The sequence below is a fragment of the Aeromonas sp. S9(2024) genome (assembly GCF_041403185.1).
GTDB classification, from domain to species: domain Bacteria; phylum Pseudomonadota; class Gammaproteobacteria; order Enterobacterales; family Aeromonadaceae; genus Aeromonas; species Aeromonas enteropelogenes.
On sequence record NZ_JBGLRE010000012.1, the window covers coordinates 102916 to 116738 of the forward strand.

Annotated in this window: 9 protein-coding genes and 1 pseudogene; 4 read left to right on the forward strand and 6 right to left on the reverse strand. The window is 63.1% G+C overall.

Features of this window, described 5'->3' with window-relative positions:
* Window positions 1-23 precede the first annotated feature (23 nt).
* The 4 genes from ACB028_RS17570 to gntU all read right to left on the reverse strand — a co-directional run bounded on the left by ACB028_RS17570 (window position 24) and on the right by gntU (window position 7359).
* Window positions 24-2102: an AsmA family protein gene (locus ACB028_RS17570; RefSeq protein ID WP_371144845.1), complete on the reverse strand. Its 2079-nt coding sequence runs from the start codon at window positions 2100-2102 to the stop codon at window positions 24-26.
* Between the two features lie 152 nt (window positions 2103-2254).
* Entirely contained in the window at window positions 2255-4324 is a 2070-nt protein-coding gene (gene recG / locus ACB028_RS17575) for an ATP-dependent DNA helicase RecG (RefSeq protein WP_371144846.1), read from the reverse strand.
* 192 nt (window positions 4325-4516) lie between these two features.
* A complete protein-coding gene (gene pssA, locus ACB028_RS17580; RefSeq protein WP_371144847.1) occupies window positions 4517-5866 on the reverse strand; it encodes a CDP-diacylglycerol--serine O-phosphatidyltransferase in 1350 nt (449 codons plus the stop codon).
* 152 nt (window positions 5867-6018) lie between these two features.
* The gene (gene gntU, locus ACB028_RS17585) at window positions 6019-7359 is read right to left on the reverse strand and encodes a gluconate transporter (RefSeq protein ID WP_026456631.1); all 1341 of its coding nucleotides are present in this window, start codon (window positions 7357-7359) and stop codon (window positions 6019-6021) included.
* A gap of 245 nt (window positions 7360-7604) precedes the next feature.
* On the opposite strand from gntU, the gene ACB028_RS17590 reads away from it, so the two are divergent.
* Genes ACB028_RS17590 through ACB028_RS17600 form a run of 3 tightly spaced genes read left to right on the forward strand, consistent with a single transcriptional unit; the run spans window position 7605 to window position 10558 of the window.
* On the forward strand, window positions 7605-8114 hold the full coding sequence (locus ACB028_RS17590) for a gluconokinase (RefSeq protein ID WP_026456630.1): 510 nt from the start codon (window positions 7605-7607) through the stop codon (window positions 8112-8114).
* The gene (edd, locus tag ACB028_RS17595) at window positions 8111-9907 is read left to right on the forward strand and encodes a phosphogluconate dehydratase (protein ID WP_371144848.1); all 1797 of its coding nucleotides are present in this window, start codon (window positions 8111-8113) and stop codon (window positions 9905-9907) included. The genes ACB028_RS17590 and edd overlap by 4 nt, the downstream gene beginning before the upstream one ends.
* A 9-nt stretch (window positions 9908-9916) precedes the next feature.
* Window positions 9917-10558, forward strand: a complete 642-nt coding sequence (locus ACB028_RS17600) for a bifunctional 4-hydroxy-2-oxoglutarate aldolase/2-dehydro-3-deoxy-phosphogluconate aldolase (RefSeq protein WP_371144849.1) — start codon at window positions 9917-9919, stop codon at window positions 10556-10558.
* 74 nt (window positions 10559-10632) lie between these two features.
* Here the strand turns inward: ACB028_RS17600 and ACB028_RS17605 are convergent, their stop codons facing one another.
* Complete coding sequence (locus tag ACB028_RS17605) at window positions 10633-11640, reverse strand: substrate-binding domain-containing protein (protein WP_371144850.1); 1008 nt, start codon at window positions 11638-11640, stop codon at window positions 10633-10635.
* Between the two features lie 88 nt (window positions 11641-11728).
* Between ACB028_RS17605 and ACB028_RS17610 the strand changes: the two are divergent.
* Window positions 11729-12379, forward strand: a pseudogene (locus ACB028_RS17610) (Qnr family pentapeptide repeat protein).
* 139 nt (window positions 12380-12518) lie between these two features.
* Here ACB028_RS17610 and envC read toward each other — a convergent pair.
* Window positions 12519-13820 carry a murein hydrolase activator EnvC gene (gene envC / locus ACB028_RS17615; RefSeq protein WP_371144851.1) on the reverse strand — a complete coding sequence of 434 codons (1302 nt, stop codon included), beginning with the start codon at window positions 13818-13820 and terminating at the stop codon, window positions 12519-12521.
* Window positions 13821-13823: the final 3 nt, after the last annotated feature.

The following is a 13823-nucleotide window of genomic DNA, read 5'->3' on the forward strand; positions in this document are numbered from 1 at the left end:
GCCTCATGATGAGGCCTTGTTGTTTACTGCTCTGCCGGCGCTTCCTGCCCGGTCTGGGCTTTTGCCGCGGGAGCCGGTCGCCAGAGCGGGGCGCTGCGACCTTGGGCGGGGTAGCGGACACCCACCTCCCAGTCACATGACGCTTGTTGCTGCGGGAAGGCCCAGGTCAGGGTTGGTGCCGAGAGCGGTCCGCGCCACTGACCGGTCAGTTCGGCGCAGCGCTTGCCATTGAGCACGCCCAGATCCAGCTGCCACTGTTCGTTGACCAAGTCGATCCCACCCTGCAGGGCCAGCAGGTGGGTGATGGTGGAGGCGCCCGCCTGTTCGACGCTCAGCTGGCCATTCTCGATCTTGCCTTGCAGCCTGATGCGGTAGAAGGGGGTATCTCCCTCCTGCATCGCTTGCCACAGCTGCTCCGGGGTGAGAGTGGGCGGGGTCGCCCCCTTGAACCACTCATCCAGCAGGGGATCTATCTTCACCTTATCCCAGAAGGGCTCGTCGGCGTCGAGGGCGAAGCTTCCCTGCAGGGTGCTGCGCCACTCGCCGGCGCTCTTGCCGTGCGTCGCCTGCAGATCGGCGCTGAGATCCGCCTTGCCCGCGAAGGAGACGGGGGAGTGCAGTATTTTGCCCCACTGATCCAAGTCAAGCTTGGCGGCGTTCAGTTGCAGGCGGCTGAGCTGGCCCGGCTTCCGTCCCCACTGGCCATTCAGGGTGAGGCTCCCCTCATCCGGCAGCGAACTGGTGAGTTTGTCGAGCTGCCAGGTGCTGGGGGTCAGCTCCCCATCCAGCTCGCCGTTGCGGGCGCTGAGACCATCCCACACCAGCTCGAACCACTTGCTCTCGACGCGGGCGCGGCCGAACAGGGGGCCGGGCTGGTTGCCTCGCAGGCTCAAATCGGTCAGGTAGAGCTGCCAGCCGGTCAGCGACAGGGGTAGGCTGTCATCGAAGGAGAGCACCTTGAGCTTGTCAAACGTCAGCTTGCGGATGTCGATCTGCTGTGGCCGCCAGCTCTGCCAATCCTGCCACCACCCCTGGGGCAGGCTGATGTCCATGCCGCTCAGGGCCATGTCTTTCAACGTCAGCTTCTGCTGCTGGCTATCGAGGGCCAGCTCCAGGTTGAACTCCCCCTCGTAGGCCTTGCCCTGCAGTTCGCCCTCGATCTGTTGGGGGGAGAAGGCAAGCTTGCCCTTGATGGCTTCCAGCTGGAACAGGCCGCGCCCCATGTCACCCAGGGTGCCGGCCAGATAGCCGCTCGGCTGGCTACCTGTTTGCCAGTTGAAGGCGGTGAGCTGGCCGCTGAAGTTGTTGAAGGCGAGCTCCTGCCTGATGTCGTTGATGCTCACCTCGTCGAATTGGCCCCGATCCAGGCTGACCTGGCGCAGGGGGAAGGGATGTTGTGCCAGATCCCCCAGCTCGACCCGCATGCCGCGTGCTTTGAGATCGCGCAGTTGCAGGCTGCGGGCGGGCCAGTCCAGTACCAGACCCGTCTCCAGCAGGCCGTCGAACAGGTTGGTTATCAGCTTGTCGCTGGACAGTACCTCCCCTTCCAGCCGCCCCTTCAGGTTGAGGCGGGCGAAGGTGAATTGCGGTGTCTCCAGCTGGCCTATGTTGAGGGTCAGGTTAGCCTGTGGCTGGCGTTTGGGGTCGATTAGCTCCCAGTCGCTCAGGGTGGCGTTGAGGCCGCGCAGGGTCAGGGCGTCACTCTGCAGGCTGAGGCGATCTATGGTGCTGTCGGCGATGGTGAGGGAGCGGATCGGCAAGTCTGGCAGCCGGTTCGGCAGCGGCAGTTTGATAGCCGGGCGAATGAGATCGAGATGGGCGATGCGCACGTCCCGGTTGAGCCAGTCGATATCCTCGATTTCCAGATAGAGCTTGTCGAGGGTGACCGCATCACCGTAGCGCACCTGTTCGGCCAGCAGGGTATAGGGGTGGAGCGGATTGAACACCAGCCGGCCTATGCTGACGGGCACCCCGGTCTGCTGGCTGATCCAGCTGGCGATGGGCCCCTTGGCCCGTTCGGCGTCGAACAGCCCGAGGGCGACCCAGACAAACAGCAGCAGGAAGGCGAAGGTGTAGAGCAGGCCGCGTAGCCAGGAATTCATGAGTGCTTTCCTCCTGTTTCTGTTTGCGTGATCAGGCGTTGGAGTAGTGGTCCCGCAGTCCCAGCCAACGGCGGATCAGCGGGTCGACATGGGATGAAACGGATGCTTGTCCACCAGGAACTTTTGACATCATTCCACCTTTTTTCCTCTGCTCAAGCGTTGGAGTAGTGATCCCGTAGTCCCAGCCAGCGGCGGATCAAGGGTTCGACATGATCTGGGTGCTTGTCCATCAGGAAGCGCGCCATCTTCTGTACCTGGGGGATAAGCGGCTGGTCGCGCACCAGATCGGCAATCTTGAGATCGGCCAGCCCGGTCTGACGGGTGCCGAGCAGTTCCCCCGGGCCGCGCAGCTCCAGATCGCGCTGGGCGATCAGGAAGCCGTCATTGGTCTCGCGCAGCACCCCTAGCCGGCTCTGGGCCGTCTTGGACAAGGGAGCATGATAGAGCAGCACGCAATGGGAGGCTACCGCCCCCCGGCCGACCCGGCCGCGCAGCTGGTGCAGCTGGGCCAGCCCGAGCCGCTCAGGGTTCTCGATGATCATCAGGCTGGCGTTGGGCACATCCACCCCCACTTCGATGACGGTGGTAGCGACCAGCAACTGCAAAATACCCGCCTTGAACTCCTCCATCACCCGTTGTTTCTCGACCGGTCGCATCCGGCCGTGCACCAGGCCGATATGCAGACCGGGCAGCAAGTTTTGCAGCTCGGCGGCAGTGTCTTCGGCGGCCTGACACTCCAGCACCTCGGACTCCTCGATCAGGGTGCAGACCCAGTAAGCCTGCTTGCCCTCGGTACAGGCGAGCCTGACCCGCTCGATCACGTCCTGGCGGCGGCTGTCCGGCAGCGCCACCGTGGTGATGGGGGTGCGGCCCGGCGGCAGCTCGTCGATGACCGAGGTATCGAGGTCGGCATAGGCGGTCATCGCCAGGGTGCGGGGGATGGGGGTGGCGGTCATGATGAGCTGATGGGGATGGACTCCCTCCCGCTCCCCTTTCTCGCGCAGGGCGAGGCGCTGGTGCACGCCGAACCTGTGCTGCTCGTCGATGATCACCAGCGCCAGACGCTGGAACACCACCTGCTCCTGGAAGATGGCATGGGTGCCCACCACCATCTTGACGCTGCCATCCGCGATGGCAGCCAGCGCCTCTTCCCGCGCCTTACCTTTCTGCTTGCCCGCTAGCCAGCCGACCTGGATACCGAGCGGTTCCAGCCACTTGGCGAAGTTGATGGCGTGCTGTTCGGCCAGGAGTTCAGTCGGTGCCATCAACCCCACCTGACAGCCATTGCCGATGGCCTGCAGGGCGGCTAGGGCCGCCACCAGGGTCTTGCCGGAGCCCACGTCCCCCTGCACCAGCCGCATCATGGGGTGGCTCTGCTGCAGATCCTTACCTATCTCCGCCACCACCCGGCTCTGGGCTCCGGTCGGTTTAAACGGCAGGGCGCCGAGCAGTTGTTCGACCAGCTTGGGGGCCGGTTTGAGAGCCCGTGCCAGCTGGGTTTGCGACTGGGCGCGTACTTTGAGCACCGAGAGGTTGTGAGCCAGCAGCTCCTCCAGTACCAGTCGCTGCTGGGCCGGATGCTGGCCGTTTTCCAGCAGCGGCAGCGCCACCGAGGGGGGCGGGCGGTGCAGCAGGCGCAGGGCGGCGGCCAGCTCAATCTGATGGGGGTAGAGGCCGGCGGGCAGCAGCTCCTCCACCCCGTAGAGATCGAGCTGGGCCAGCGCCTGATCCGTGAGGTTGCGCAGGGTGAGCTGGCGCAGCCCTTCGGTGGTCGGATAGACGGGGGTGAGGGCCGATTCGGTCTGGCCCGCCTGATCGTCGCCGAGCAGCTTGTACTCGGGGTGGGCCATCTCCAGCCCGTACTTGCCTGGGCGCACCTCGCCGAAGCAGCGCATCAGCCGACCCTGGGCCAGGCTGTTCTTCTGGGCGGCGGTGAAATTGAAGAAGCGCAGGGTCAGGGTGCCGGTGCCGTCGCTGATGCGGCAGACCAGCATGCGGCGGCGCCCCATCACCAGCTGGGTATCCTGGATTTCGCCCTCGACGGCGCCGTGCAGGCCGGGCGGCAGATCGCCGATGGGCCACACCTGGGTGCGGTCCTCGTAGCGCAGGGGGAGGTGGAACAGCAGATCCTGCACCGTGGCCAGCCCCAGCCGCTCGAGTTTCTCCAGCATCTTGCTGCCGACACCCTTGAGGCTATCGAGAGGAATTTTATCCAATTTCATCAATTAGATGCCCGAAAACACTGTAAATATGTCCAGATAATAGGGTCTATTGATGTTGCGGCGCAAGCCGCGTTGCCGTGGCAAGGATGGGATGAAACAGGTGAAAGAGGCTGGTCGGGGCCGTTTTTGAGCAAGGCCTGCCGGGAATGGCAGGCCTTGTGGCAGGCTGCGAAGGGGCGGTAGCGCCTCGCGTCAGATGATGCGCTTGAGCAGCAGATGGGCCTTGACCCTGTGGATTCTGGCCAGCAGCTTGCGCACCTGATCCGGATAGTCCTTGATCTGCTCTACCTGATCGAAGTGGCTGATCCGCTTGGTGTTGGTCAGGATGTTCTCGCGCTCGGCGTTGAACTGGGGACGCAGCAGGTGGTGACGGTCGTGGATCAGCAGGCCGTTCTCCAGATCCAGCGCCCAGGCGCGGGGGTTGAGATTGTTGCCGGTGAGCATGGCCCACTCGTCATCCACGAAGATCCCCTTGAGATGGTAGGAGTTGCGTTCGCAGCACCAGAGCATCAGGTTGAGACGGCCATCATCGATGTGATGCTGGTTGCGCTCGGCAAACTTGCGCAGGTTGGTCTCGTAGAGATAGGGCAGGCCGCCGATGGTGGAGAACTTCTCTTCCGGCGGAATGAAGAAGTCGTTGGCGGTCTTGTCGCCCACCACGATCGTCACCTTGCAGCCGCGGGCCAGCAGCTCCTCGATATCCTTGTTCAACTCCTTGGGCGGGTTGAAGTAGGGGGTGCAGATGAAGATCTCCCGCTCGGTGGCGCGCACCAGGTTGCGGATCATCTGGTTGAGCTGGTTGCCCCGCTTGCCCAGACCGGCCAGCGGCGTGATCGCCACCTCCTGGGTGTTGACCGGGATGCTTTCGAAGCGGTACTGGCTGCGGCGCAGCTGCTGCTTGAAGCGGCGGATCGGCCCCTTCAGCTGCTTGGCGCTGGGGATGTCGGTGCGATCCAGGCGCTGCACCGCCTCGCTCTTCACGAACTGGTCGTCAACATAGTTGACCAGGCTGCGGGCCAGTTCGGGGCTGGCAATCTGGTGGTAACGGTCGAAGCGGTAGCGATCCTGCTGGTGCAGGTAGATGTCGTTGAGGCTGGCGCCGGAGTAGAGCACCACGTCGTCGAAGACGAAGCCCTTGAGGTGGAGTACGCCGAGCAGCTCGCGTCCCTTGACGGGCACGCCGTAGATTTCAATCTTGTGCTCGTGGCGGTCGGCCATCTCCTGATACATCAGGTGGTTGCCCCCCTGCTTGCCCTTGCCGATCAGGCCGCGCTGGGCACGGTGGAAGTCGACGAACACCTTGATGTCGAGAGCGGGGTTGCGTTGTTTGGCGGCGTAGAGGGCGGCGAGGATCTCCCGTCCGGCTTCGTCATCCTGCAGATAGAGCGCGACCAGATAGATGCGGCGGGTAGCGCTGGCGATGAGCGCAAGAATGCGGCGCTTGAAATCCTGGGCACTGTAGAGCACTTCAAACTGATCCGCCGCGACGGCGATCTGGGGCAGGCGTGCAAGCAGTTGTCGATAATGGGCCGATGAATGCATAGAGAAACCTGAAATCACGGGGTTAAGCGTTCCACTCGGAGCGATGAATAGGCGATTCTAACAATCTCGCCCTTCCAGCCAAAGAAAGAATCGTCAGAAAGATGAAAAAGGCCTCACGAAGGAGGCCTTTTTCCGGGGGATGACAGCAACGTTTAGAGGAAGCTGTAGATGATCATCGCCATCACGCCGCCTGTGGTGCCGATGATGGTTTCCATCACGGTCCAGGTCTGCAGGGTCTGCTTCTCGGAGAGGCCCAGATAGCGGTTGGCCAGCCAGAAACCGGAGTCGTTGACGTGGGAGAGCACGATGGCACCACCGCCGATGGCGATGGTCACGGCGGCCAGTTGGGCACCGTTCAGACCCAGCGGCTCCAGCATCGGCAGCACCAGGCCGCAGGCGGTCAGCATGGCCACGGTAGCAGAACCCTGGATGACCCGCACCGCGGCGGCCAGGATGAAGGCCAGGGCGACGATGGGCAGGCCTGAGTCGGCCAGCATGTTGCCAAGAGCCGCGCCCACACCGGAATCCACCAATACCTGCTTGAACACGCCACCGGCACCGGTCACCAGGATGATGACGCCGGCGGGCTGGATGGCGCTGTTGCAGACGTTCATCACCTCGTCACGGGACATGCCGCGACGAATGCCCAGCAGATAGAAGGCGGCCAGACAGGCGACCATGATGGCGGTGAAGGGGTGGCCGACAAATTCCAGCCAGCCGTGCAGGGTGGAACCTGTCTCGACGAAGCGCCCGACTATGGTCTTGAGACCGATCATTAGCAGCGGCAGACCGATGAGGCCCATGGCCAGCCCGAAGGAGGGGAGGGACTTGCTGTCGTCATGGACGCTGTTCTGGGCATCGGCGGGCAGCGGCACGTCGACGATCTTGCTGATGAAGTCACCGAACAGCGGGCCTGCCAGGATCAGTGCCGGCACGGCGGCGATCAGGCCGAACAGGATCATGTAGCCAAAATCGGCACCCAGCTGGGAGGCCACCAGGATGGGGCCCGGCGCCGGAATGAGGAAGGCCTGGCAGGTGGCGATACCCGCCAGCAGGGCGATACCGATCTTCACCACACTGCCGCCGCCACGACGCACGATGGCAAACGCCACCCCGATCAGCAGCACCACGGCCACGTCGAAGAAGAGCGGCAGCGCACAGACGAAGCCGGTCAGCGCCATGGCCCAGTTGGCGCGCTTGACGCCAAACTTGCCAAGCAGGGTATGTGCCACCCGGTCGAGGGCGCCGGTCACTTCCATCACCTTGCCGAACATGGCGCCGAGCGCCACCACCACGGCCACGAAGCCCAGGGTGCCGCCCATCCCTTTCTGGATGGTGGCGGCAATATCGGCCGGGTTCATGCCGGCGGCCAGACCCGCCACCATGGAGACCAGGATGAGGGAGACGACGGCGTGCAACCGGGCCTTCATCACCAGGAAGAGCAGCAGCACGATGGATCCGGCTGCCGTCATGATCAAAGAGATATCCGACATTGTTCTCTGTTCCTTTTTTAGTTGTTCAGTGGCAATGCCGCAGGACTCAGCACCAAACATAACATCATGATTTGTTTATATATATGTTTTGGTCTGTGGCATTTAGCACGAGGCCGGAGAGTATGGGTTACTGTCTGTGGCCGGCTTCACATTTTTTGTAGTTACCGGTAACATGTTACCGGTAACGTGTTAGATTAGAACCCATCAACAGCTGGTTTTTTGAAAAGTGGGACAGAGGTCAAATTATGGCGGGTAAGTGCATTATCGTGATGGGAGTGTGTGGCAGCGGCAAGTCCAGCGTCGGTCTCAAGGTGGCCGAGGCACTGGGGGCCAAGTTCATTGATGGCGATGATCTGCACCCGAAAGCCAACATCCAGAAGATGGCCGGTGGCACCCCTCTCAACGATGAGGATCGCGCCCCTTGGCTGGAGCGGATCCGCGATGCGGCCTACAGCCTGGAACAGAAGAACGAGGTGGGTGTCATCGTCTGCTCCGCCCTCAAGAAACAATACCGCGACCAGATCCGCGAGGGTAACGAGTCGGTCAGCTTCCTGTTCCTGGATGGCGATCAGCCTCTGATCCTGGAGCGCATGCGGGCTCGCAAGGGCCACTTCATGCGGGAAAGCATGGTACAAAGTCAGTTTGATACCCTGGAGCGCCCGGATGGCGAGGCAGGGGTCTTCCATATCGATATAGACGGCACCTTCGAACAGGTTGTTGACCGCGCCGTCACCGCGTTGGAGCAAGCCGAATGACACACAGCGTCATCTCAGAGGTTACTGCCCGCATCCGCGAGCGCAGTGCCAGCCGTCGTCAGGCCTTCCTGGCCCGCATTCAACGTCAGGCCGAGCAGGGCAAGACCCGTGCCGCCCTGGCCTGTGGTAACCTGGCCCACGCCGTCGCTGCATCCAGCTGTGACGAGAAGGGACGCATTCTCGACATGACCCGCGCCAACGTGGGCATAGTCACCGCCTACAACGACATGCTGAGCGCCCATCAGCCCTATCAGGGCTATCCGGATCAGATCAAGGCGGCGCTGGCCGAGCTGGGCCACAGCGCCCAGGTAGCCGGCGGCGTGCCCGCCATGTGTGACGGCGTGACCCAGGGCCAGCCGGGGATGGACATGTCCCTCTTCTCCCGCGATTTGATCGCCCAGGCTACGGCGCTGTCGCTCTCTCACAACACCTTTGATGCCACCCTGCTGCTCGGCATCTGCGACAAGATAGCGCCGGGCCAGATCATGGGGGCGCTCTCCCATGCCCATCTGCCGACCGCCTTCGTGCCGGCTGGCCCGATGGCGAGCGGCATCAGTAACGACGAGAAGGTGAAGGTGCGTCAGCAGTACGCCGCCGGCGAGGTGGGGCGCGATGCCCTGCTGAAGATGGAGTGCGGCGCCTACCATTCGGCCGGTACCTGCACCTTCTACGGTACCGCCAATACCAACCAGCTGGTATTTGAGGCCATGGGCCTGATGCTGCCAGGGTCCGCCTTCGTGCATCCCCACAGCGAGCTGCGCCGGGCCCTCACCGACGAGGCCGCCCGCCGCATCAGCGCCATGATCCCGGGCTCTGCGGCTTATCGTCCGCTGAGCAAGGTGATCGACGAACGTTCCCTGGTCAACGGCCTGGTGGCCCTGCTTGCCTCCGGCGGCAGCACCAACCACAGCATCCACATGGTGGCGCTGGCCCGCGCCGCCGGCCTGGTGCTGACCTGGGACGATATCAGTGATCTCTCCGACGTGGTGCCACTGCTGGTTCGCATGTACCCGAATGGTCCGGCTGACGTGAACGCCTTCGAACAGGCGGGTGGCGTGCCGGGCCTGATGCGCCGGCTGGCCGAGGCCGATCTGCTCAACATGGACGCCGTGCCGGTATTTGGCGAGATGGCGGACTACCTTACTCGTCCTGCACTGGTCGATGGCAAGCTGGTATGGCAACCGGTCGGCGAGAGCCGGGATCCGAGCGTGCTGTCCCCCTCGGGGGCCGTATTCCAGGCCACCGGCGGCACCAAGCTGCTGGCGGGCAATCTGGGCCGCGCCGTGGTCAAGGTCTCTGCGGTCGCCCCCGAATACCGCGTCATCGAGGCGCCTGCCCGGGTCTTCTCCTCCCAGCATGCGGTGGAGGCGGCCTACAAGGCGGGGGATCTCAATCAGGATACCGTTATCGTGGTGCGCCACAACGGCCCGGCCGCCAACGGCATGCCGGAGCTGCACAAGCTGATGCCGGTGCTCGGCAACCTGCAGAAGGCGGGCCACAAGGTGGCGCTGGTCACCGACGGTCGTCTCTCCGGCGCCTCCGGCAAGATCCCGGCCGCCATCCACGTCACCCCGGAAGCGCTGCACGGCGGGGCCATCGGCCTGCTGCAAGACGGCGATCTGCTGCGGGTGGATGCCGAGTCCGGCCGTCTCGACTGCCTGACCGATTTGAGCGGTCGCACCCAGGCCGAGATTGACCTCACTCTGGAGCAAGAGGGATGGGGCCGTGAACTGTTTAGCGTGATGCGTCGCGCGGTATCGAGCGCCGAGTGCGGCGCCACCATCTTTGACTAAGGAAGAACTATGCAGAACTGGAAAGTGACTCCGGCCGAGGTGTTTGCCGCCTCCCCGCTGGTACCCGTGATGGTCATCAACGAACTGGAGCAGGCGCTGCCGATGGCCAAGGCGCTGCTCGATGGCGGCATCTCTGTGTTCGAGATCACCCTGCGCACCCCGGTAGCGCTGGAGGCCATTGCCCTCATCGCCAAGGCGATGCCAGATGCCATGGTGGGTGCCGGTACCGTGCTCAACTGCGCGCAGTTTGATGCCGCCGTTGCCGCCGGTGCCCGCTTCGTCATTTCCCCGGGGATGACCCCGGCGCTGCTGGCCCACGCGGCCAACAGCACGGCCCCGCTGATCCCGGGGGTGGCCACTCCGTCCGAGGTGATGCAGGCGCTGGAAGCGGGTTATGACCACCTGAAATTCTTCCCGGCCGAGGCCAATGGCGGCACCAAGGCGCTCTCCGCCATCGCCGCGCCGCTGCCCCAGGTGAAGTTCTGTCCCACCGGCGGTATCGGTCCGAAGAACGTGGCCGATTATCTGGCACTCAAGTGTGTCGCCACCGTCGGCGGTTCCTGGATGCTGCCGGCCGATGCGGTCAAGAGCGGCAACTGGGAGGAGGTGACCCGCCTCTCCCGCGAAGCGGTCGAACTGGTGAAACGCTAACGGACAATCATGCTTGCCAAGCTGACAGGCCACCCTCGGGTGGCCTGTTCTGTTTATGGCGCAGTGCGGGCTATTTACCCCAGGCTCTCACCAAGATAGAGGGTGAACCCCATGTCCTTGCGGGTCTCCGCCAGGGCTTTGCCATCGAGCCGCGCCAGCAGCATGGTGGCCGCCTCGCGGCCGATCGCCTCGCGGGGGGTGGCGATACTGGCCAGCTTGGGGGTCATGGCATGGCCGATGTCGAGGGCATTGCAGCCGGCGATGGCGATCTGCTGGGGTACCGGGATCCACTTCGCCTGACACTGCAACAGGGCGCCGACCGCCAGGTCATCGTTGGTGCAGAACAGGCCGTCCAGGTCGGGATAGCGCACCAGTGCCAGATCCAGCAGCTCGCCCCCCAGAGTGAAGGTGGAAGACTGCTCTGTCAGCAGGTGGCGCCCCTCCAGGCCGAAATCCGCCATCGCCTGGTAGTAGCCCTCCATCCGCAACTGGGTGCGCACGTCGAGGCGGGCCCCGAGATAGACCAGCTTGCGGCGGCCGCGCAGCAGCATCTCTGTTACCATGGCCCGGGCAGCGGCCTTGTGATCCATGCCGACCACCATGTCGATGGGATCCTGTGGCAGATCCATGGTCTCCACCACCGGAATGCCGGCGGTGGCGATCATCTTGCGAGTGCGCTCGGTGTGCTGGCTGTCGGAGAGGATGAGACCATCCACATGGTAGGAGAGCAGGGAGGCCACTTGTTCCTCTTCCCGTTCCGGGTTGTAGCCATAGTGGGCAAGCAGGGTTTGGTAGCCTGCGGGGCGAGTCACCGACTCGATGCCGTGGATCGCCGCCGAGAAGACCTGGTTGGAGAGGGAGGGGATCAGAATGCCGATCGCCTTGCTGGTGGCGTTGGAAAGAATATCCGGCGCCCGGTTGGGGATGTAGCCGAGCTCCTCCACCGCCGCCGCGATTCGTTCCCGGGTCCCCTCGGCCACGGTCTGGGGATCCCGCAGGTAGCGACTGACGGTCATCTTGGTCACGCCGGTCTGATCGGCGATGTCTTGCAGGGTGGGGCGGCGCTTGCGGGTGGTCGTCATGTCGGTGTCCAGCGTGGATGTTACGTGTAACATTACCGTTTTTACCGGACAAAGTCAGCATATGAAACCGTAGTGGAAGGATTTTCCGATGATCAGAGGCAAACATTTCGAAGGGGTTCGCTTCGAGCAACAGGATGTGGAGGGCGAGCATTTCTCCGGGTGTCACTTTATCGGGTGTGACTTCTCATGACTGGATCTGGGCGAGTGTCGCTTCGTCGATTGCTGCTTCTATGACAGGGAGCGCGAGCTGGGTTGCCAGTTACAGGGCTGCGATCTGAGGGAGGCGAGCTTCCTGCGCTGCGATCTCACTCTGGCGGATGTCAGCCGCAGCCAGTGTCTGGGGCTGGAGATGCGTGATTGTCAGGCGATGGGCATCAACTTTGGTCACGCCAGTTTCGCCAACCAGATCACCGCCAGGAGCTACTTCTGCGAAGCCCATCTGACCGGCAACAACTTCAGCTACGCCAGTTTCGAAGGTTGCCTGCTGGAAAAATGCGAATTGAGCGGCAACCGCTGGCAGGGGGCCAACCTGCTGGGGGCTTCGTTGGCGGGATCCGATCTCAGCGGTTCCGAGTTTGGCCAGATAGAGTGGACCAGTTTCAAGCTGCAGGGTTGTGACCTGCGCCAGTGTGATCTGCCCGGGCTGGATCTGCGGCGGGTCGATCTGACCGGGGTGCAGATAAATGAAGATCAGCAGCAGACCCTGCTGGAGCAGATCGGGCTTGTTGTCTTTCCCTGAGCGGGCCGAAAAAGAGGTAATTTTTCATCACTTTGCCGCCTCTTGTGCCGCACGTGACAAATAAAAAAGCCTGCATTATGCAGGCTTTGTCGTTCCTGGTTCGCCGCTTTCGATGGAAGCGCGAGGCCGGGACCCCTGGTCAGCGTTTGGCCAGCCATTTGGCGGGGTTGATGGCTTCTCCCTGATAGCGGATCTCGAAGTAGAGGCCGGGCCTGTCCTGGCCGCCACTGTCGCCGACCAGAGCCACGGGTTCGCCCTGTTCCACATTCTGGCCGACCTGGCGCAGCAGCGACTGGTTGTGGCCATAGAGACTCATGTAGCCGCGACCGTGGTCGATCACCAGCAGCATACCGAAGCCGTCCAGCCAGTCGGCGTAGACTACCTGGCCCGATGCCACCGCCTTGACCTGGGTCCCTTCGCTGGCACCGATCAGGGTGCCTTTCCACTTGAGCTGGGCGGTACGGGGTGAGCCGTAGGAGATGAGGATGGGGCCCTGAACCGGCCAGCGCAGATTGCCATTGGTCTTGAGGCCGCTGTAGTGGCCGGCGCCGCTGATGCTGGAGCTGGATTCCGGCTCTTTGCTGGCCACTTTCTGCTGATTGGCCTGCTCCTCGGCGCGGCGTTGCTCCGCCAGTTTGCGCTGGCGTTCCTGCTCGGCCTTCAGCTTGGCGAGGCGTTCCCGCTCGCGGCGCTCCTGCTCTTCCCGTTTGCGGCGCAGCTCCTCCAGCCGGGCTTTCAGGGCTTTCTCCGCCTTGACCAGCTTGGCCAGCTTCTGCTCGTCATCCTGCACCGACTGTTGCAACTGGTTGCGCAACTTGGCGCGGCTCTGCTGGCTGGCCAACAGGGCCTGGTGGTGCTCCTGCTGTTCGCTCAGCAAGGCCTGCAGCCGGCTCTCGGTCTCTTTGGTCGCCAGCTGGTTTTTGGCCAGTTTGGTGCGGGTGGCGCGCAGCGCCTCGATGGCTTCGATACGAGCCTTGTTGAGGTAGTCGTAGTAGTCGAGGGAGCGGCTCAGTTTGGCCGGGTCCTGCTGGTTGAGCAGCAGTTTGAGGTAGTCGTGGCTGCCCGCCTGGAAGGCGCTTTCCGCCTGCCTGGCCAGCAACTGCTTCTGATGTTTGGCCTGTTCTTCCAGATCCAGCTTGTCTTGCTGCAGACCGGCCAGCTTCTGCTGGTTCTGCTTGAGTTGCTGTTTGGTTTGGTTGAGCTTGGCGGCAGCTGCCGAGATGGCTTGCTCATCGGCCTTGAGCTGGGCATTGAGCTTGGTCAGCTCCTGCTTGCTCAGCTTGATGGTCTTCTGCTGTTCCTTGATCTGGGTCTGCATGGTACCCAGCTGCTGGTTGGTTGCCCAGGCCTGGCTCGTGCCGCAAAACAGGCAAAAAAACAGCGCGCCGGCCAACAGGCCGACGCGACTGGTTTTCTGTGAAATAACTTCGCATCCCCGCATGGG

Excerpts from the sequence above, each read along its gene's own strand:
- gntU (WP_026456631.1), bottom strand. The coding sequence starts at position 7,359 with ATGTCGGATATCTCTTTGATCATGACGGCAGCCGGATCCATCGTGCTG.
- ACB028_RS17600 (WP_371144849.1), top strand. The coding sequence starts at position 9,917 with ATGCAGAACTGGAAAGTGACTCCGGCCGAGGTGTTTGCCGCCTCCCCG.
- recG (WP_371144846.1), bottom strand. The coding sequence starts at position 4,324 with ATGAAATTGGATAAAATTCCTCTCGATAGCCTCAAGGGTGTCGGCAGC.
- envC (WP_371144851.1), bottom strand. The coding sequence starts at position 13,820 with ATGCGGGGATGCGAAGTTATTTCACAGAAAACCAGTCGCGTCGGCCTG.
- edd (WP_371144848.1), top strand. The coding sequence starts at position 8,111 with ATGACACACAGCGTCATCTCAGAGGTTACTGCCCGCATCCGCGAGCGC.
- ACB028_RS17605 (WP_371144850.1), bottom strand. The coding sequence starts at position 11,640 with ATGACGACCACCCGCAAGCGCCGCCCCACCCTGCAAGACATCGCCGAT.
- ACB028_RS17570 (WP_371144845.1), bottom strand. The coding sequence starts at position 2,102 with ATGAATTCCTGGCTACGCGGCCTGCTCTACACCTTCGCCTTCCTGCTG.
- pssA (WP_371144847.1), bottom strand. The coding sequence starts at position 5,866 with ATGCATTCATCGGCCCATTATCGACAACTGCTTGCACGCCTGCCCCAG.
- ACB028_RS17590 (WP_026456630.1), top strand. The coding sequence starts at position 7,605 with ATGGCGGGTAAGTGCATTATCGTGATGGGAGTGTGTGGCAGCGGCAAG.